A 19986-nucleotide genomic window follows, 5' to 3' on the forward strand; every position below is an offset into this window, starting at 1 on the left:
CGTTACGCAGCAACAGACAAAATATGGAGGCAGAAAAATTTGTCAAAACGTTATCATGAATCTGATATTCCGGAAGCGGCCGCTGCTTTAAAGCGTGGCGAGTTAGTCGCGTTTCCCACTGAAACGGTGTATGGCCTGGGTGCTGACGCGACCAATGTGGATGCAGTGGGCAAAGTGTATGCAGCTAAGGGCCGGCCTTCAGACAATCCGCTGATCGTGACGGTGGCGGATGCGGCGATGGTCGGGCAGTATGCGACGATTACCCCCGCGGCAGCCAAACTAATGGCGACGTTTTGGCCGGGGCCGTTGACGATGATTCTGAATATTTTGCCTGGGCGCTTGTCCATGAAAGTGACAGGGGGCTTGCAAACGGCGGCTTTCCGCAATCCGGATAACGCTTTGACACGTAAGCTGATTGCGACTGCCGGCGTCCCGATTGTCGGTCCGTCAGCCAATACTTCCGGCAAACCCAGCCCGACCACGGCGGATCACGTGTTGCATGATTTGGCAGGCAAAATCGCCGGCGTGCTCGATGACGGGCCAACCCGGGTCGGCGTGGAATCCACGATTGTTGATTTAACCGTCACCCCGCCAGCAATTCTGCGGCCGGGTGCAATTGGCCCTGACGAGTTGGAGCCGATTTTAGGACCAGTCGATTCAGCGATTCATCACGTCGGTAAAAATGAAGCGCCCAAAGCACCGGGGATGAAGTACAAGCACTATGCGCCGTCTGCTCAAGTGGTGGTTGTCGATGATCCGGGCCAGTTTCCCGAAGCAGTCGAATGGGCTAAAAAGACCGGACAGACTTTTGGCATTTTGGCGACTGATCCGATTCTTGCCAAATTCTCGGCGGTGCCTGGTTATTCGTTGGGGCAGGACATTAAAAGTGCGACCCACGCCTTGTTTGCCGGGTTGCGTTGGTTCGATCTTCATCCGGATGTCACACTTGTGTTGGCGCAGGCATTTTCCCATAGTGAATTAAGCATGGCTTACATGAATCGGCTGCTTAAATCTGCCGGTAATGTCCACTATCAACCAAATATGCCTACAGATTCGTTTTGATTTGCTATAATAAGGCCAACTGACCAGTGAGTGTCAGTTGGCCTTATTTGGATTCGTGACGTTAAGCCTTGTACAATGAGGTTTTTACAGCGTACACGATTGCAAAAGGGGCAGGTCGTAAGTTGGGTACTAGGAATGAATGCATTCAAGAGGAGAGTGGTAGACATGGATTTCATGGCACAAGACCCAGAAGTCTTCGGCGCAATTCATCATGAAGAAGAGCGTCAGGAGCATAATATCGAACTCATCGCCTCGGAGAACATTGTTTCACCGGCAGTTCGCGCTGCTCAGGGGTCGGTTTTGACTAACAAGTATTCCGAAGGCTATCCTGGCCATCGGTATTATGGCGGTAATCAATACATAGACGTGGTCGAAAATCTGGCTATTGATCGGGCGAAAAAACTTTTTGGGGCAGAGTTTGCCAATGTGCAGCCGCATTCCGGGTCACAGGCCAATATGGCAGCCTATCGTGCCTTCTTGGAAGATGGCGATAAAGTTTTAGCGATGGACTTGACCGATGGCGGACATCTCACCCATGGGAGTCCGGTCAGCTTTAGCGGTCAGGAATACCATTTTTACCATTACGGGTTGGATGCCAAGACCGAGCGCTTGGACTACGACAAGATTCGGGCGCAGGCGGAACAGATCAAGCCGCGGTTGATTGTGGCCGGTGCCTCGGCTTACAGTCGCGAGATTGATTTCAAGAAGTTCCGCGAAATTGCCGATCATGTCGGTGCCTTTTTAATGGTTGATATGGCGCATATTGCCGGGTTGGTTGCCGGTGGGGTGCATATGAATCCGGTGCCGTATTCAGACGTGGTAACGACGACGACGCACAAGACGCTGCGGGGACCGCGCGGCGGGATGATTCTGGCCAAGGCTGAATATGGTAAAGCCATTAATTCCGCTTTGTTCCCGGGCATTCAAGGCGGCCCATTGGATCATGTGATTGCCGCCAAAGCCGTTGCGCTGGGCGAAGCACTGAAGCCTGAATTCAAGACATACACGCAACAGATTCTCGATAATATGCAGGCCATGGTCGCCGGTTTTGAGGAAGATCCACATTTACGGTTGATTTCCGGCGGGTCGGATAATCACATGGTATTAATTGATGTCACAGGGTATGGCGTCAATGGTCGACAAGTTCAAGATTTATTGGACGAAGTGGACATTACCACCAACAAAAACCAGATCCCGGGCGAGCAAAACGGCCCGTTCAAAACCAGCGGTATCCGCGTCGGCACAGCTGCCATCACCACCCGCGGCTTTACGCCAGAAGAGAGTAAGCGAGTTGCCGAACTCATCAGTGCGGCAATTGCGCATCGCGATGATCAACCGGCTTTGGATCAAATTCGTCAAGAAGTCCTTGCGCTGACAGCCCGTCATCCCTTATCATAGATAGGGTTTGCAAACAAATGGCTCACACAGGAGGCCTCGCATGGGTAAATTTACAGTTTTAAATCACCCGTTGATTCAGCATAAGCTTACTTTGATTCGAAATAAGCATGCCGGCACTAAGGAATTCCGCGAAATCGCTAACGAAATCGCGGAATTAATGGTGTATGAAATCACACGGGATCTGCCACTGGAAAGTGTTGAGATCGAAACACCGATGGGTAAAACGGTTCAAAAGCAGCTTTCCGGTAAGAAACTTGCGGTTATTCCGATTCTTCGTGCCGGTTTGGGCATGGTGGATGGCGTTTTGCGCCTTATTCCAGCGGCCAAAGTCGGTCACATTGGCATGTACCGTGACGAAAAGACACTGAAGCCGCATGAATACTTTGTTAAGATGCCGCCGGATATCGACCAGCGGGATTTAATCATTGTTGATCCGATGCTGGCAACCGGTGGCTCGGCCAACATGGCGATTGAAGCACTCAAAAAGCGCGGTGCGACATCGATGCGCCTCGTGGTACTGGTTGCTGCTCCTGAAGGGGTTAAAGCCGTTCAGGCCGCTAATCCGGACGTGGACATTTATGCCGCCGCGCTGGATGATCATTTGAATGAAAACGGTTATATTGTGCCTGGTCTCGGCGATGCCGGCGACAGACTTTTTGGGACAAAATGACATGAATTGGCATGTGGTCACGCACATGCCTTTTTCATTTTTAGTTAAAAGATTTTTTGTGGGTGCATTAAGACCCGTGAAAACCGTGGCCGCCGTGAAAAAATCAGTGAAAAAGCCTTTATGACGGCCAAAGTTTCTCTTTTTAGTGCTTTGTTTTTTCACTGAAATGGTGTTAGAGTAATGATTGTGTTTCAAGGGTCTACCCTAGTAACCAACGATTATCGAAGTCTCTGCAATCTTGCCCCATCTTTTTGATGGTACACATGATATGAAGCCACTTCAGTAAGGAGGTGAATTCTGTGAACGAACAATATCCCTCGATCAAGCTTTTCGGCTTAACTTTCAACCTGACCAACGACATTGGTGTTTTGGTTTCGGCAGTTCTGGTATTCTTACTGGTGCTATGGCTGTCACGAAACCTAAAAATGCGGCCAGGTGGCAAGCAGAACGTACTGGAATGGGCCATGGACTTTACAAACGGTATCGTCAAAAGTGCGATGCCCGGTTCGGAGCGTTACACGTTTAATTTATTTGCGTTTACGCTCTTCCTGTTCATTTTTATTAGTAACCAAATCGGGTTATTCATCGAGTTAGATATTGGTAAAGATACTTGGTTCCGCTCACCAACAGCATCCCCAGTGATTACCATGACGATGGCGATGACAGTTCTAGTGCTTTCGCATTATTTTGGCGTTGTCTTCAGAGGTTTCAAAGGTTACATCAAAGGATATGCGTCACCGGTTCCGATTCTCTTGCCAATTAACCTATTGGAAGAGTTTACGAACTTTATCACGCTTTCTTTGCGGCTTTATGGGAATATTTTCGCTGGCGAAGTTTTGGTTCTATTAATTCGGCAGTGGGCCTTTTCCGGCGGTGCACTCAACTTTGTTAGTGCAACGGTAGCCGAGATAGCTTGGCAAGGGTTCTCAGTCTTCATTGGTAGTATTCAGGCGTACGTTTTCGTCACGCTTGGTATGGTTTATACATCACACAAAGTTCTACCCGAGTAACTAATTTAGGAGGAAATTTCTTATGCAATTTTTAGCTGCCTCACTAGCCGCCGGCATTGCTGCCTTCGGTGCTTCAATCGGTAATGGGATGGTCATCAGCAAAACACTTGAAGGTATGGCGCGTCAGCCGGAAATGGCCGGAACCTTGCGTGGTACCATGTTCATTGGTGTCGGCCTGATCGAAGCTGTTCCGATCCTGTCTGTTGTTGTTGCCTTCATGTTGATGCTTCGTTAATTCAGTTCATCAATAAAGAAGGGAGTGGCAAAAGATGAGTTTAGGTGACACACTCTTCACACTTGTTACATTTCTGATCTTGGTGATTGCAGTCGGGAAAGTGGCATGGAAGCCAGTTACCAAAATGATGGCAGATCGCCAACAAAAGATTTCCGGCGACTTGGACTATGCTGAAAAGTCCCGCAAAGATGCGGAAACTTTAGCAGCCAAGCGACGGGAAGAACTGCAACACTCCCAGGCTGATGCTGTCAAGATTGTCAATCAAGCCAAGGAAAACGGCGAGAAGCAACGACAATCATTGGTTGACGCGGCCAATACGGAAGTCGCCACGTTGAAGAAAAATGCGCAAGCAGACATTGACCAAGCCCGTAAAGATGCTTTGGCCAGTGCCAAGAACGATGTGGCTGATTTAAGTCTGACGATCGCACAGAAGTTGATCGGTAAGGAACTTAATGCAGCTGATCAAAAAGATTTGATCGACGACTACATCAAACGGTTAGGTGATGCAAATGGCAGTCACTAATCAAATGGTTGCACCGCGTTATGCAAAAGCATTACTGGAAGCAGCCCATGACCAGGATCAGGTAGCGACAGTTCATGAAGAGTTACAGGCGCTAGCGTCTGTATTCAAAGAAAATCCGACGATCCTGACAATTTTTGATAATGCCCGAATTACGGCAGATGACAAAGCCAACCTGATGGCGACTTTGACCAAGAATGCCAGTCCGCTTGTGGCCAACTTATTGAAGTTAACCCAGCAATATGGTCGATTCGGTGCATTGCCGGATATCATCACGGCGTTCAATCGCGCTTATGATGATGAAGCCGGTATTATTACGGCGACTGTTACGACTGCAGTTGCTTTGTCAGCAGACCAAGCCGATGCCTTGCGCAGTGCCATTGCTGCGCGTTTTGGCATGAAATCGACGCAACTGGAACAAATCGTTGATCCGAGCGTCATCGGCGGCGTGCGCATTCAAGCACACGGGTCGGTTATCGATGGAACGGTTAAACACCGCTTCGAGAAGATGAAGGCAGCACTGCTGGCAGATTAGAGATAAGTAAAGAGGTGAACCGGATGAGCATCAAGACTGAGGAAATCAGTTCTCTGATCAAAAAACAACTTGAAGGATATCAAGATGATTTGGCGGCCGAAGAAGTTGGCACCGTTACTTACATTGGTGACGGGATTGCCCGTGCCACTGGGCTGGAAAATGCCATGGCCAACGAATTGCTCCAATTTAGCAATGGCTCATACGGGATGGCGTTAAACCTTGAAACGAACGATGTCGGGATCATTATCTTAGGTGACTTCGATGAGATTCGCGAAGGTGACCAGGTTAAGCGAACCGGTCGGATTATGGAAGTTCCTGTCGGGGACGCCATGATTGGCCGGGTTGTCAATTCCCTGGGACAGCCAGTCGATGGCTTAGGCGCGATCAAGACGGATAAAACCCGTCCGATCGAGTTTAAGGCACCTGGCGTTATGCAACGCAAATCTGTATCCGAACCCTTACAAACCGGATTAAAAGCGATTGACGCCTTGGTTCCGATTGGCCGTGGTCAGCGTGAGTTGATCATTGGTGACCGGAAAACCGGGAAGACATCCATTGCGATTGATACGATTTTGAATCAAAAAGATCAGAATATGATCTGTGTTTACGTTGCGATCGGGCAAAAGGACAGTACGGTTCGTGCCCAGGTCGAAACGTTGAAGAAATATGGTGCGATGGATTATACCATCGTTTTGACGGCTGGCCCTTCTGAACCGGCGCCAATGTTGTACATTGCGCCTTATGCCGGTGCAGCCATGGGTGAAGAGTTCATGTACAATGGCAAACATGTTTTGATCGTGTACGATGATCTAAGCAAGCAGGCAACCTCTTATCGTGAGCTGTCCTTGCTGCTCCGTCGTCCGCCTGGTCGTGAAGCCTACCCTGGGGATATTTTCTATACCCACAGTCGCTTGTTGGAACGTGCCGCTAAATTGAGCGATAAGCTCGGCGGCGGTTCGATGACGGCGTTGCCGGTTATTGAAACCCAGGCTGGCGATATTTCGGCTTATATTCCGACTAACGTTATTTCAATCACGGATGGGCAAATCTTCTTACAGAGTGACCTGTTCTATGCAGGTACACGGCCGGCGATTGATGCCGGAGCTTCCGTTTCCCGAGTTGGTGGGGATGCCCAGGTTAAAGCCATGAAGAAAGTTGCCGGGACATTGCGGCTGGATCTTGCATCCTTCCGTGAACTGGAAGCTTTCACCCAGTTTGGTTCTGACCTGGATGCTGCTACCCAAGCTAAGCTGAATCGTGGTCGGCGCACGGTTGAAGTTTTGAAGCAACCAGTACACAAGCCGTTGCCGGTCGAAAAGCAGGTTATCATTCTTTATGCTTTGACCCATGGTTTTCTTGATCCGATTCCAATTGAAGACATCGGCCGGTTCCAAGATGAACTGTTTGATTTCTTCGATAGCAATGCGGCTGATTTGTTAAAGCAGATCAAGGATACCGGTAATTTACCGGACACCGATAAGCTGGATGCACAGATCAAAGCCTTTGCCGGTGGCTTCCAGACTAGCAAACAACTTGCTGCTGCTAAAGGTTAAGGAGGTGCCGCATGGCTGAATCATTAATGGATATCAAGCGCAAGATCGCTTCGACCAAAAAAACCGGTCAGATCACGCAAGCCATGCAGATGGTTTCCGGTGCCAAATTGAGTCAGATCGAAAAACGGGCCCGAAAATATCAACTTTATGCTGATAAGGTCCGTCAGATTGTGACTCATTTAGCTGCGGGACAACTTCTTGAGTTAGCTAATGCTGCGAATAATGATGCTGAGGCGAATAAGAATCAGCTTGTTTCCGTTGCCAGTTTGCTCGAGAAGCGTCCGGTTAAAAAGACAGGTTACCTCGTGATCACCAGTGATCGCGGATTGGTTGGCAGTTATAACAGTACGGTTTTAAAAGCGATGATGCAGATGATCAAAGACGATCACGAAGGCCCGGATGATTATGTCATGATGGCCATTGGTGGCGTCGGTGCGGACTTTTTCAAGGCCCGTGGTTTGAATCTAGCTTATGAATACCGTGGTGTTTCCGATATCCCGACTTTTAACGAAGTTCGCGAAATCGTGAAAACAGCTGTGACGATGTATGACAATGGTGTGTTTGACGAACTTTACGTTTGCTATAACCACCATGTCAATACATTAACCTCTGCTTTTCGGGCGGAGAAAATGCTGCCGATCAGTGACTTGGACGTCAGCGAAGTTGAAGACACTAACGTCGAATACTTGGTTGAGCCTGATCTTGACGCTGTCTTGGATGCGGTCTTGCCGCAGTACGCGGAAAGCCTGATCTTTGGTGCGATTATGGATGCGAAAACGGCTGAGCACGCCGCATCAACAACCGCCATGCGCAGCGCAACTGACAATGCCAATGATCTGATCTCACATCTGTCGACCCAGTTCAACCGGGCACGGCAGGCTGCGATCACGACCGAAATTACTGAAATTGTCGGTGGTGCGGCAGCACTAGAATAAACAGGTGTGAGCTGGCTCGTGAATGGGTCGGTTTGCGCTTACCATAACGCGTTCGCCAGCCCAGAAACCTGCATGTAAGGACCTTGGTCGCAATGGCCAAGTTCGGGCCATCACGCCCAAGGCCACTTACACTCCGGTTTCTAACCGGGCTGGCTCACGCTCAAGGAGGACGAATATGCCAAATGCAACTGGTAAAATTGCGCAAGTGATCGGTCCTGTTGTCGACGTAGCGTTCCCAATCAATGACAATTTGCCAGAAATCAACAACGCCTTGACAATTACCCGTAAGGATGGCTCCCAGCTGGTGCTGGAAGTTGCCTTGGAACTGGGTGATGGCGTCATGCGGACCATCGCGATGGATTCAACCGATGGCCTGCAGCGCGGCATGGCAGTTCAAGATACTGGCGGTCCGATTTCAGTGCCTGTCGGTAAAGACACACTGGGTCGCGTGTTCAATGTATTGGGTGACCCCATCGATGGCGGCGAAGCTTTTGGACCGGATCATCGGCGTGACAGCATCCACCGTGATGCACCAAAATTCGAAGATTTGAATACCAGTTCTGAAATTCTGGAAACGGGCATCAAAGTCATCGATCTGCTCGAACCCTACCTGCGAGGCGGGAAGGTTGGACTCTTCGGTGGTGCCGGTGTCGGTAAAACCGTTTTGATTCAGGAACTGATTCATAATATCGCCGAAGAACACGGCGGCATCTCCGTCTTCACCGGGGTCGGCGAACGAACCCGTGAAGGGAACGACCTTTACTTTGAAATGAAGGAAAGCGGCGTTCTGGAGAATACAGCCATGGTCTTTGGTCAGATGAACGAGCCGCCTGGTGCCCGGATGCGGGTTGCCTTGACTGGTTTGACAATCGCGGAATACTTCCGTGATGTCGAAGGTCAGGACGTCCTGCTGTTTATCGATAACATTTTCCGGTTTACTCAGGCTGGTTCCGAAGTTTCTGCCTTGCTGGGCCGAATTCCGTCAGCCGTTGGTTATCAGCCGACACTGGCAACTGAAATGGGTCAGCTACAGGAACGGATTACCTCGACGAAAAAAGGATCGGTTACTTCCATTCAGGCTATTTATGTGCCTGCCGATGACTATACCGATCCGGCGCCGGCGACAACTTTCGCCCATTTGGATGCCACAACCAACTTGGAACGGCGTTTAACTGAGCAAGGGATTTATCCGGCTGTTGATCCGCTGGAATCTTCTTCCAGTGCGTTGACACCGGAAATTGTCGGCGAGGAACACTATAATGTGGCCACTGAAGTGCAGCGCGTCTTGCAGCGTTATCGCGAGTTACAGGATATCATCTCTATTTTAGGGATGGACGAATTGTCCGACGAGGAAAAGGTGATCGTTGCCCGTGCCCGTCGCATTCAATTCTTCCTGTCACAAAACTTCAACGTTGCGGAACGTTTCACCGGCCAACCAGGTTCATATGTACCGGTTGAAGAAACCGTTAAAGGCTTCAAGGCAATTCTGGACGGCAAATACGATGACTATCCGGAAGATGCCTTCCGTTCAGTCGGCCGCATTGAAGAAGTTGTCGAAAAGGCTAAGAAGATGGGCTTTGCTCCTGATGAACAGGACACGGATGCTGACGAAAAGCCAGCTGCACAAGCTGCAGCTAACTAAGGAGGCGACGTGTTTTGGCAGAAACGAGCAATGTTCTTCGCGTCAATATCGTGACGCCTGATGGTTTGGTTTATGACCATCATGCCAAGATGTTGGTGGTTCATTCTGTTGCTGGCGAATTGGGGATCATGGCCAACCATGAGCCAATCGTCACCCCGTTAGCGATCGGGGAGGTTGACGTACAACGTGTTGACTCAAGCGATCATAACGATTCAATTGCGGTCAACGGCGGTTTCATGGAGGTTTCGGATAATGTCGCCTCAATCGTCGCTGACTCAGCCGAACGTGAACGCGATATTGACCTGAGTCGTGCTCAAGCAGCACGCGATCGGGCTAAGAAGCGGATCGAGCAGGCCAAGAATGAAAACAACCAAGATGATCTGCGGCGGGCGCAAGTCGCATTGCGGCGCGCCATCAACCGGATCAATGTTAAAACCAGTCATTAGACTCATGAAGAACAAAAAGGTACTGGAGGCGATTTTGCCTTTAGTGCCTTTTTGTTTGTGAGCGCGAGCCGGCGCGGTTAGAAGTCGGAGTGTAAGTGTCCTTGGGCGTGATGGCATGGGCTTGGCCATTGCGACCAAGGTCCTTACACGCAGACTTCTGCGCCGGGGAGCGCGTTATGAAAAAGCGTCAGTTTCAGTTAGGCGGACATAACTCTTCTAGGTCAAGCGCTCCTGCGCACGCTCTTGCATGAATGCCGAAAGTGCGGGAAGATAGCGTATGAGGTGATCGCATGTTTCAGGAAATCGGCCTAAATGCCGCCATAACGCTCGTGTCCCATTTTGTTTTCATCATGTTGGCATTCCGGGCATTGAATGCGCTGCGTTTTGAGCGGTTCATTAAGGCCAACCATGTCCGTGAAGCGCAAGTATTGTTGCTTTTCATGGCCGTCGGGTTAGGTTATTTGGTTAGCTCCTTCTTTTTATCGCTCGTTCAAGCAGCTTTAAACTTACCTAAACTTTTCCTATAAAAACCTCGTCTTAACTATGTTATAATGCGATAGTTAGTCAATTTACGAGGAGAGATATATACCCATGGCAAAAGATATTGGGATCGACTTAGGGACAGCCAATGTACTGATCAATGTTAAAGGCAAAGGCATCGTCTTAAATGAGCCGTCCGTTGTCGCCATTGATACCCATACCGGCAAAGTATTAGCGGTGGGGACAGAAGCCTATAAAATGGTTGGGCGCACACCGGGTAACATTCGGTCAATTCGACCACTAAAAGATGGCGTTATCGCTGATTTCGACATTACCGAAGCAATGCTTGAATATTTCATTAACAAATTAAATGTAAAAGGCGTGTTTTCCAAACCCAATATTTTGATTTGTGCCCCAACGAACATTACGGACATTGAGCAAAAGGCCATCATTCAGGCGGCCGAAAAATCCGGTGGCCGTCATGTCTACCTTGAGTTCGAGCCTAAGGTAGCAGCAGTTGGTGCCGGTTTGGATATTTTCCAGCCGCAAGGGAACATGGTGATCGATATCGGTGGTGGTACCAGTGACATCGCGGTACTTTCTTTGGGGGAGATTGTTACCAGCCGTTCACTGCGTTTAGCAGGCGATAAAATGGATTCGTCGATTGCAGCTTATGTGAAGAACAAACACAAGCTGATTATCGGCGAGCATACCGCTGAACAGATTAAAATCAAAATCGGCGCGGTTTACGACGCCGATCCTAAAGAAACCATTGAAGTTCGTGGTCGGGATATCGCAACCGGCTTGCCGCGTGAGGTTTCAGTGACGTCCGAGGAAGTTTCTGACGCTTTGCACGAAACCATGATGGCGATCATCGACGGTGCTAAAGGCGTCTTGGAAAAAACCCCACCGGAGCTTTCAGCCGATATTATCGATCGTGGGATCATGCTGACCGGTGGCGGTGCGTTATTAAAAGGCATCTCCCAGTTATTTGCTGCTGAATTGAAGGTGCCAGTGCTTTTGGCCGACGATCCGTTAGACGCTGTAGCTTTAGGCACAGGTGTCTTACTGGACAACATCGAACATCATCGGCAGTATTAGGAGTTAGCTTATGGACCCGGAGTATCCGAAACGCATTTTTCATCACATTAAAATTTGGTTGATCATTGCGGCGATTGCGTTGATTTTAGGATTGCTGATCGGTTTTGGTATGGGCGGCAGCAATCCGTTTAAGGTTTTTTTGCCGTCGACGTGGATCCATTTCTTTAATTTCCTGCGTTAGGAGTGGACATGAAGCAAATCCTGACCTGGCTGGTGCGGGGCTACCAGCGGTTTATTTCCCCGTTATTGCCGCCGAGCTGCCGGTATTATCCGACCTGTTCGACGTACATGATTCAGGCGTTGCAGCGACATGGCGCCATTAAAGGGACGCTCATGGGGATTGCCCGGATCTTGCGGTGCAACCCCTTTGTTAAAGGTGGACTTGATCCGGTCCCGGCTTATTTCACGTTGCGGCGGAATCCGCATCCTGAAAATGACTTGGATCTCAGCGACATTCAAAATCTTAATCATAAGCTAGGAGGCCATCATGGCTAAAGAAAGAAACATCAAGGTCACCCAAACGGATGAAACCCGTAATGGCCATACGGTTTCGGTGTTAAAAATCGGTGATCAGGAAATTGGGTTTATTGAACCGGATGGCACCCGGTTTGCTGCTTACGTTGCCGGTTCAGACAAGCCAAATCGCTTTAAAAGTCTGGATGACGCTGTCAACGCGTTGATTGCGGAATATCATTTGCATCAGGGTTGACGCGATTTGGCAGAGCGTGAACTGGAGCGATTTTTAGCCTAGTTAACGCATTTTTAAAACAGCGCGTGGACAGGAGCGTTAAAGGAGGTTCGCCGTGGAATCGCATGAAATTAAATCAAATTCTGAAGGCGATCGCATCGACTACGGCATCATTTTGTCAGTCATGCTGCTGGCGCTGATTGGTTTAGTGTCAATTTATCTGGCGGCGTCTCATGATGGTTCGACTTCGCAGAATCCGGTCAGGGCCACGATTATGCAGGCAGCCTGGTACGCGATTGGTGGCATCGGGATCTTCTTCGTCATGCGGTTTGATGCAGAACAGCTGTGGCGAATTGCGCCTTATTTGTATGGTATCGGGATCTTTCTGATGATCGCCGTTTTGATTTTTTATGATCGGGCGACTGAGCTTAATACCGGTGCCAAAAGCTGGTTTGCACTTGGACCAATCAGTTTCCAACCTTCGGAAATCATGAAACCGGCATATATCTTGATGCTAAGCCGAGTCGTCACCCAGCACAATGCAGCTTATTCACACACGATCCAAAACGATTGGAAATTAATTGGCCGCATGGTGTTGTGGACCCTTCCGATTGCCGTCTTGATGAAGTTGCAAAATGACTTCGGGACAACGTTGGTCTTTCTGGCCATTTTTGCCGGGGTCACCTTGGTGGCGGGTATTAATTGGCGGATCCTTTTACCGATTGCCTTAGGCGCAGCTGCACTTGGAACACTGGCCATTTTGCTGGTTACGCAGTCGTGGGGCCGGTCGTTTCTCGGCTCAATCGGTTTCAAAACGTATCAATTTGCCCGAATCGATTCATGGCTAAATCCTTCTGGCAGCACCAGTGGCGATAGTTACCAATTATGGCAATCGATGAAGGCGATCGGTTCAGGACAGTTAACCGGAAAAGGCCCGTTCCACATGGCCGTCGCGGTGCCAGTGCGGGAATCGGATATGATTTTTTCCGTGATTGGCGAAGCATTCGGGTTTGTCGGCGCAGCGGTGCTGATTCTGTTATACTTTATGTTGATCTATCAGATGATTCGGGTCACGTTCGATACCAAGAACGAGTTTTATGCTTACATCTCGACTGGTGTCATCATGATGATCTTATTCCACGTGTTTGAAAATATTGGTATGAACATAGGCTTGTTGCCACTGACAGGGATTCCGCTACCGTTCATTTCACAAGGGGGTTCATTCCTGCTTGCAAATATGCTATCGGTCGGCATGGTCCTCTCGATGCGCTATCACCATACAAGCTACATGTTCAGCCGCGACACAGAAGATTTTGAATAGGAGCGAGAAAATGGCAACGACTTATTTTTGGCAAGACGAACTGGCTGCGGGTCAGGTTCGTTTGGGGTTAACCCAGGATGCACAGGAAACGTTAGGTAAAATTAAATTTGTTGATTTACCGCAAGTTGGCACAAGTTTAACGGTGGGCAACCCGTTTTTGAGTGTGGAAGCGGAAAAGGCTGTCCTCGATCTTGAGGCACCGCTGGCCGGGACTGTGGTAGATGTTCACCAAGAACTTAGTGACAAACCTGCCTTGTTAGACGAAACCGATCATAATCACAATTGGGTTGTGACTGTTTCAACCAAATAACCCTGACTACCTGTCAGCGACTTGACAGGTGCGTGGTGTGCAGCCAATTTAAAAAGCAGCTGACATCGACATGATGCCTAGCTGCTTTTTAAATTTCTGATGGCGCAAGTATTAGTTGAAGAACCGATTTGCCATCTCCTGATAGGTTTTGATGGCGGTCGTGTAGCTGTCTAAGTCGACGTGTTCATCGACTTGGTGGCTGAAATGATTGTCACCCGGGCCATAAACGATGACGTCAAAGTGGTTGTCAGACCGAATAAATTCAGACGCATCGGTGCCGCCGTAAGCTACCGCAAGTTTGGCTGGCGTACCGGTGACAGCTGCAATTGCCTGATTAGCAGTGGTGACAAGGTGACCATTTTTGTCGGAGTGCACTGGCAGGAACCGATGCAAGACCTTGAGCGTTAATTTGGCAGACGTAGCTTGATTAGCCTGATCGACTAATTGCTTCAGCAGGTCGACAACTAAATCAATATTGGCAGCAGGAGTTGGCCGCAAGTTGCCGCGTAGATAGGCATGGGCAGGAATCGTGTTGACTTGATCGCCACCGTTGATCACCGTAATTGAATGCCGAAAGACGCCTAAGTCCGGATCGTCCGGTGCTTGATCAAAGGCAGTTGGCTCTCGTTCGGCAAAGGCCACTAATCCATCGATGGCGTTGACCCCTTTTTCCGGTCGCGAACTATGAACCGAGACGCCTTCACTGTCGATTTCGTAGTTGACGGTCCCGCCATGCGCATACTGCAGCAATTTGTCCGTTGGTTCGCCAACAATCAAGCCTGCCAAATCATCGGCATAGCCTTGCTCAGTGAGTTGTCGAGCGCCCATCGCGCCAAATTCTTCACCAACCGTTGCCATGAACCGAATGTGATGTTTAAAACCGGCTTGCTTCAAAGCGATGAGCGCGAGTGTCATCGCCGCCAGACCGCTTTTCATGTCATCAGTCCCGCGACCATACATGACATTGTTGACGATTTTTCCGGAAAAAGGCGGATACGTCCATGCAGACTCGTCGCCGGGACTGACAACATCTTGGTGACCAGTGAAGCCAAGCACACGGTCACCTTGATTAAGTTCCGCCACTAAATTAACCCGATCATCTTTGTACGGAATCAGTTTGGTAGGAATACCGGCGGCCTCAAACTCAGCCTGCAAGACTTTTGCGACGGCCAGCTCATGACCGTTTGCTGAGTCAATGCGAATTAATTTTTGCAACAGTGCAACAGGATCTGTCATATTTGCTCATCCTTTCAGTGCGATGTTTCATGACCGCTTAATTGAACTTTTCACCGACGGCCAATGTTGAAGCAAGCTTACACTCTTTTTGAATTAAAATTCAATGTTTGACTACTAAAAAATTTGTGCTAAACTCATGAATACAAACTTGAAATTGATGATAAACGGACTAAGTGAGTAGCGGTCGCGAGACAGTACAGAAAACCCGAATTGATGAGAGCGGGGTTGCAAGCGCGCGCGAATATGGCTTAGTGCACACGGCACACCGAACATTTTGTGTAAGGCTGTGATGGCCAGCGCCCATTAACGCGCTCCCGGATGAATCCGTCCGGTGAGTGGGTCGCGCACAGCACGGCCAATTAGAATGGTACCGTGGGGAAAGCTCACTTCTAACTGTCTTTGGTTAGAGGTGGGCTTTTTTTTGAGCGCGAGTCAGCGCGGTTAGAAGCCGGAGCATAAGTGGCCTTGGGCGTGATGGCCCGAACTTAGGCCATTGCGACCAAGGTCCTTATGTGCAGGTTTCTGGGCTGGCGAGCGCGTTATGAAGAGAGGTAAGCCACAAGCTGAACGCAAGCCGTTACGCTCATAGTCCTTTTATCACGCAACAATCAAGCCAATACAACAAGCAGCTACACGGTTGCAAAATTTTGTTACGTGCAGCTGAGCACCGAATACACGAGGAGGATTCAAGATGAAGCGTTTTTGGAAGATTTTTGCCACCATTGCAGTATTAGGACTGATTTTGGTTGGTTGTGGTAACAGTAACAGCAGTAGCAGTCAGAAGCAGACGACGGTTAAGATCGGGGTTGTTGGCGCGGATAATCGGGTTTTGCAATCCGTTGCCAAGAAAGTCAAGAAACAGGGCATTAACATTAAAATTGTCCAGTTCTCTGATTACAACCAACCTAATACAGCATTGAAGGATCATGATATTGATTTGAACTTGTTCCAGCATCAGTATTTTCTGAACAACTGGAACAAGACGCATCATGGTGATCTTGTCAGCATCGGTCAGACCATTATTGCGCCGTTAGCGATTTATTCTAAGAAGATCACGAAAATCAGTCAGATCAAGCAAGGTGACACAATTGCGTTGCCAAATGACCCGACCAATGAAGGCCGCGCGTTGCAGTTGCTGCAAGCGGCAGGCTTGATCAAGCTCAATACGAAGGTGGCTTTGCCAACGACCCGTGATGTGACCGCCAACAAGCTGAATTTGAAGCTTAAAGCGGTCGATGCCGCCCAAACGGCCAGTTCCTTACCGGATGTTGCAGCGTCCGTGATTAACTCAGGCGTGGCTCAGGATGCCAAGTTGAATCCTAAGAAGGCTATTTACACGGAGAAGGTCAACAAACAAAGTCAACCTTGGATTAACGTGTTTGTGGCGAATAAAAAGGACAAAAATAATAAGACTTACCAGAAAATTGTGAAGGCATTCCGGACGAAGGATACGGCTAATCTGATTGAGAAGCTGTACCATGGGAGTGAAGTACCGGCCTGGACGCAGAAGTTTTAAGATTGCGGGTAATGCGCGTAGGAAAACTGTTGGGTTGGCTTTCCGGTTGCCTGTTTGAGGATTTTCGGCAGCTAGTGACTTGTTTGGAGAATGAATGCATGATAAGTTGGTGAGGACAAGGCAGCGCCAAAACGCGTTCACTAGCGCAGAAGTCTGCGTGTAAGAATCTCAGGCGCAATGGCCAAGATCGGGCCATCACGCCCAAGGCCACTTATGCTCCGGTTTCTAACCGGCCACGCTCACGCTCTCTCTACCTTTCTCTTGACAACTTACCCTTCTTTCGTCTAAACTCATCTTAATTCATTTCGGGAAACGAATGATATGAGTGAGTAGATTTGATGAGACTGTACAGAAAACCTGATTAGCTGAGAGCAGGGTAGTTGATTGAATCGAAGATGGCTCATTGATCGGCATCGCTGAGCAGTGGTTAGGCGATGATGGCTGGCGGTCATTACTCCGCACACAGGTGATTGCCTGTTACTGAGGGCGCTTTGGCGTCGAATTAGAATGGTACCGCGAGCAAGCTCGCTTCTAAAACATTGTGTTTAGAAGCGAGTTTTTTTATTTTTCAAAAAGCTTGCGCATATTGTTCGTGAACCCGAACGAGGAGGAAGAAGTTTATGAAGTCTTGGAAAAGAGCCATTATCACACTTGCTTTGGTGTTGCCATTATTTGTTTTAGCAGCCTGCGGTAAGTCGTCATCCAGCACTAGCAAAAATACCACAGTTAAAGTCGGCATCATGAGTACGGACAAGGAAATCTGGACGGACATCCAGTCACGGTTGAAGAAACAGGGTGTGACCATCAAACTGGTGCAGTTTACGGATTATAACCAACCGAACCAGGCACTGGAAGACGGCGACATTCAGTTGAACGCTTTTCAGCATCATAATTTCTTAGATAACTGGAATAAGAAACACAATACCAAGATCGTCGACATCGGTGCAACTTATATCGGGCCGATGCGCGCTTATTCCAACAAGATCAAGTCGCTCAAAGAAGTGAAAGCAGGCGATAAGATTTCCTTGCCTAACGATCCTTCCAACGAAGGCCGAGCGCTGCAGTTACTCGCGCAAAACGGCTTGTTGACACTGAAAAAGGGTGTGGCATCGCCAACCATTCGTGATATTACGGAAAATAAGCTTAACTTGAAATTTACCGAACTTGATGCAGCCCAGACCGCACGCTCACTGGATGATGTTGCGGTGGCCGTTGTCAATAATGATATTGCGGCAGCAGCCAATCTGAAGCCGGCCAATGCAATTGCGGTTGAAAAGATTACCAAGCAGTCCAAGCCATGGGTTAACTTCATTGCTGCTAAGTCGGCGAAAGACAAGAACAACGCCACTTACAAGAAGATTGTCAAAGCTTACCAGACAAAGCGGACGGCTGAGCTGCTGAAGAAGGTTTACAAAGGCTCAACATTGCCAGCCTGGAACTACAAGTTTTAATTAGAAACGGGGACAATTATGTCAGATCAAGCAGTTGTGACGTTAAAAGACGTGGACGTTGAATTCCACGGGAAGACCCGCTCGGTACATGCCGTTGATCACGTCAATTTAACGGTCAATCGCGGGGATATTTATGGGATTGTCGGCTATTCAGGAGCCGGCAAGTCGACATTGGTCCGGACCATCAATCTGTTGCAGCGGCCAACCAGCGGCAGCGTCAATGTTTTAGGCCAGGATATGCTAGCTTTGTCAGCGGCACAGCTACGTAAGGAACGTAAGCGGATCGGCATGATTTTTCAGCATTTTAATTTGATGAACAGCCGCACGATTGCCGATAATGTCGCGTTTCCGTTAAAAGGTATCAAATCAAAGCAGGAGATCAAGAAGAAGGTTGCTGAGCTGCTGGATTTGGTTGGGCTGACAGATCGGGCAAATTCCTATCCGGCACAACTATCCGGCGGGCAAAAGCAACGGGTCGGGATTGCACGGGCCTTGGCGTCTGATCCGGAAATCTTGATCTCCGATGAAGCGACCAGTGCGTTGGATCCGAAAACCACGAGTTCAATTCTGGATCTTTTGAAATCGCTGAATGAACGGTTGGGGTTGACGATTGTTCTGATTACCCACCAAATGGAGGCGGTTAAACAGATTTGTAATCGTGTTGCCGTCATGGATGCGGGCGCCATCATTGAACGCGGCGATCTGCTGCAGGTCTTTTCCGACCCAAAGCAGCAGTTGACCAAGGATTTCATCGATACGACGTTGCAGCTTGATCAGGCGATTGAATCAGTTTTGCAGCAGCCTGCCGTTAAAAACCTTGGGCCCAATGATCGCTTGCTGCGGTTAACCTATGTCGGGGCTTCGGCCGATCAACCATTGGTGGCCAAGTTGTTTGAAAGTTACCACGTGACTGCGAACATTTTGTTTGGTGATATTCAGATTTTACAGGATACACCATTTGGCAATCTGATTGTGGTTTTGTCCGGGGATCAAGCGCAAGTGGACGCCGGCATTCAGTATCTCAAACAGCAGGATGTCAAAATCGAAGACATCTTAAAGAAGGAGGCCTAGGCAGATGGTACAATTTTTTACAAAATATTTTCCTAACGTTGTGCCTATCTGGTCCGGCGATGGCGGCGTGACGCAGGCAATCAACGAGACGCTGTACATGACGGCCTTGACGGCAATTGTTGCCGGGGTGCTAGGCATTATTATTGGGATCTTACTGGTCTTGACCGATGAAGGTGGGCTACTGGCCAATCATCCGTTTTACTTCGTTTTGGATAAATTGGTGAACATCTTCCGAGCGGTGCCGTTTATCATTTTGCTGGCGATCATGACGCCAGTGACGCGCGCTATTGTCGGAACCGGCATCGGCCCGACCGCGGCGTTGGTACCATTGATCGCCGGGACGACCCCGTTTTACGCACGGCAGGTGCAAAATGCCTTGCTGACGGTTGATCCCGGTGTCATTGAAGCGGCCGAAGCGATGGGCGTTTCACCGCTAGGGATTGTCTGGCGCGTTTACTTGCGTGAAGGGTTGTCCGAATTGATTCGGGTTTCCGTCTTGACGATCATCTCCGTCATCGGCTTAACGGCCATGGCTGGGGCTGTCGGTGGTGGCGGTCTCGGGAATCTGGCCATTGCGGTCGGCTACCAACGTTACCAGTACGACGTGATCATTGTTTCCCTGATCTTCATTTTGGCACTGGTCTTCTTGGTTCAGTTTATCGGCGATTTCTTTGCACGAAAGAGCCACCACTAATCGCGATAAAAATTGGCGTTTTGTATTCAAGCGCCCCACAATTGTCAGATAAGCAAAGTCTGATGATTGTGGGGCGTTTGCATGTATACTGATATTGAATGTGTCGAATGCG

General features: G+C 49.1%; 23 protein-coding genes. 22 read left to right on the top strand and 1 reads right to left on the bottom strand.

The genetic code is table 11. The features are described 5' to 3' along the window. The first annotated feature begins 39 nt into the window (after window positions 1-39). From LACPH_RS05415 to LACPH_RS05500, 18 genes are all read left to right on the top strand, one after another. On the top strand, window positions 40-1062 hold the full coding sequence (locus LACPH_RS05415; protein WP_274784730.1) for an L-threonylcarbamoyladenylate synthase: 1023 nt from the start codon (window positions 40-42) through the stop codon (window positions 1060-1062). Window positions 1063-1227: 165 nt separating this feature from the next. After that, window positions 1228-2460, top strand: a complete 1233-nt coding sequence (gene glyA / locus LACPH_RS05420) for a serine hydroxymethyltransferase (RefSeq protein WP_049169600.1) — start codon at window positions 1228-1230, stop codon at window positions 2458-2460. Between the two features lie 40 nt (window positions 2461-2500). Further along, window positions 2501-3130, top strand: coding sequence for a uracil phosphoribosyltransferase (gene upp / locus LACPH_RS05425; RefSeq protein ID WP_010488901.1), 630 nt, complete (start codon window positions 2501-2503; stop codon window positions 3128-3130). Window positions 3131-3429: 299 nt separating this feature from the next. Beyond that, the gene (gene atpB / locus LACPH_RS05430; protein ID WP_010488899.1) at window positions 3430-4140 is read left to right on the top strand and encodes a F0F1 ATP synthase subunit A; all 711 of its coding nucleotides are present in this window, start codon (window positions 3430-3432) and stop codon (window positions 4138-4140) included. 22 nt (window positions 4141-4162) lie between these two features. Next, window positions 4163-4375, top strand: a complete 213-nt coding sequence (gene atpE / locus LACPH_RS05435) for a F0F1 ATP synthase subunit C (RefSeq protein ID WP_010488897.1) — start codon at window positions 4163-4165, stop codon at window positions 4373-4375. Between the two features lie 34 nt (window positions 4376-4409). Then, window positions 4410-4898, top strand: a complete 489-nt coding sequence (atpF, locus tag LACPH_RS05440) for a F0F1 ATP synthase subunit B (protein ID WP_010488895.1) — start codon at window positions 4410-4412, stop codon at window positions 4896-4898. Then, window positions 4885-5430 carry an ATP synthase F1 subunit delta gene (gene atpH, locus LACPH_RS05445; RefSeq protein WP_047105962.1) on the top strand — a complete coding sequence of 182 codons (546 nt, stop codon included), beginning with the start codon at window positions 4885-4887 and terminating at the stop codon, window positions 5428-5430. Before atpF ends, atpH begins: the two co-directional genes overlap by 14 nt. 23 nt (window positions 5431-5453) lie before the next feature. Next, complete coding sequence (gene atpA / locus LACPH_RS05450; RefSeq protein WP_025012634.1) at window positions 5454-6983, top strand: F0F1 ATP synthase subunit alpha; 1530 nt, start codon at window positions 5454-5456, stop codon at window positions 6981-6983. Between the two features lie 11 nt (window positions 6984-6994). Next, window positions 6995-7918, top strand: coding sequence for a F0F1 ATP synthase subunit gamma (locus tag LACPH_RS05455; RefSeq protein ID WP_047105963.1), 924 nt, complete (start codon window positions 6995-6997; stop codon window positions 7916-7918). Between the two features lie 175 nt (window positions 7919-8093). Continuing rightward, a complete protein-coding gene (atpD, locus tag LACPH_RS05460; protein WP_087911998.1) occupies window positions 8094-9560 on the top strand; it encodes a F0F1 ATP synthase subunit beta in 1467 nt (488 codons plus the stop codon). A gap of 14 nt (window positions 9561-9574) precedes the next feature. Next, window positions 9575-10006: a F0F1 ATP synthase subunit epsilon gene (locus LACPH_RS05465; RefSeq protein WP_010488888.1), complete on the top strand. Its 432-nt coding sequence runs from the start codon at window positions 9575-9577 to the stop codon at window positions 10004-10006. Between the two features lie 290 nt (window positions 10007-10296). Continuing rightward, entirely contained in the window at window positions 10297-10533 is a 237-nt protein-coding gene (locus LACPH_RS05470) for a DUF1146 family protein (RefSeq protein WP_010488885.1), read from the top strand. Window positions 10534-10597: 64 nt separating this feature from the next. Further along, window positions 10598-11587: a rod shape-determining protein gene (locus LACPH_RS05475; protein ID WP_025012631.1), complete on the top strand. Its 990-nt coding sequence runs from the start codon at window positions 10598-10600 to the stop codon at window positions 11585-11587. 10 nt (window positions 11588-11597) lie between these two features. After that, entirely contained in the window at window positions 11598-11768 is a 171-nt protein-coding gene (locus tag LACPH_RS05480) for a DNA-directed RNA polymerase subunit beta (protein WP_010488880.1), read from the top strand. Between the two features lie 8 nt (window positions 11769-11776). Further along, window positions 11777-12082 carry a membrane protein insertion efficiency factor YidD gene (gene yidD / locus LACPH_RS05485; protein ID WP_010488878.1) on the top strand — a complete coding sequence of 102 codons (306 nt, stop codon included), beginning with the start codon at window positions 11777-11779 and terminating at the stop codon, window positions 12080-12082. Then, window positions 12075-12296, top strand: a complete 222-nt coding sequence (locus tag LACPH_RS05490; RefSeq protein ID WP_010488877.1) for a DUF2969 domain-containing protein — start codon at window positions 12075-12077, stop codon at window positions 12294-12296. The genes yidD and LACPH_RS05490 overlap by 8 nt, the downstream gene beginning before the upstream one ends. A gap of 94 nt (window positions 12297-12390) precedes the next feature. Further along, window positions 12391-13596, top strand: a complete 1206-nt coding sequence (locus LACPH_RS05495) for an FtsW/RodA/SpoVE family cell cycle protein (protein ID WP_049169598.1) — start codon at window positions 12391-12393, stop codon at window positions 13594-13596. A 10-nt stretch (window positions 13597-13606) separates the two neighbouring features. Beyond that, complete coding sequence (locus LACPH_RS05500; protein ID WP_274784731.1) at window positions 13607-13906, top strand: glycine cleavage system H family protein; 300 nt, start codon at window positions 13607-13609, stop codon at window positions 13904-13906. Between the two features lie 111 nt (window positions 13907-14017). Here LACPH_RS05500 and LACPH_RS05505 read toward each other — a convergent pair whose 3' ends face one another. Continuing rightward, complete coding sequence (locus LACPH_RS05505; protein ID WP_274784732.1) at window positions 14018-15142, bottom strand: ArgE/DapE family deacylase; 1125 nt, start codon at window positions 15140-15142, stop codon at window positions 14018-14020. Between the two features lie 691 nt (window positions 15143-15833). Between LACPH_RS05505 and LACPH_RS05510 the strand changes: the two genes are divergently transcribed. The 4 genes from LACPH_RS05510 to LACPH_RS05525 all read left to right on the top strand — a co-directional run bounded on the left by LACPH_RS05510 (window position 15834) and on the right by LACPH_RS05525 (window position 19874). Next, window positions 15834-16658, top strand: a complete 825-nt coding sequence (locus LACPH_RS05510) for a MetQ/NlpA family ABC transporter substrate-binding protein (protein ID WP_274784733.1) — start codon at window positions 15834-15836, stop codon at window positions 16656-16658. A gap of 620 nt (window positions 16659-17278) precedes the next feature. Further along, window positions 17279-18109 carry a MetQ/NlpA family ABC transporter substrate-binding protein gene (locus tag LACPH_RS05515; protein WP_049169594.1) on the top strand — a complete coding sequence of 277 codons (831 nt, stop codon included), beginning with the start codon at window positions 17279-17281 and terminating at the stop codon, window positions 18107-18109. Window positions 18110-18127: 18 nt separating this feature from the next. Continuing rightward, the gene (locus tag LACPH_RS05520; protein ID WP_049169593.1) at window positions 18128-19180 is read left to right on the top strand and encodes a methionine ABC transporter ATP-binding protein; all 1053 of its coding nucleotides are present in this window, start codon (window positions 18128-18130) and stop codon (window positions 19178-19180) included. A gap of 4 nt (window positions 19181-19184) precedes the next feature. Then, window positions 19185-19874: a methionine ABC transporter permease gene (locus tag LACPH_RS05525; protein WP_010488862.1), complete on the top strand. Its 690-nt coding sequence runs from the start codon at window positions 19185-19187 to the stop codon at window positions 19872-19874. The last annotated feature ends 112 nt before the right edge of the window (window positions 19875-19986 follow it).

It is taken from the genome of Lacticaseibacillus parahuelsenbergensis (assembly GCF_030770265.1).
GTDB classification, from domain to species: Bacteria; Bacillota; Bacilli; order Lactobacillales; family Lactobacillaceae; genus Lacticaseibacillus; species Lacticaseibacillus casei.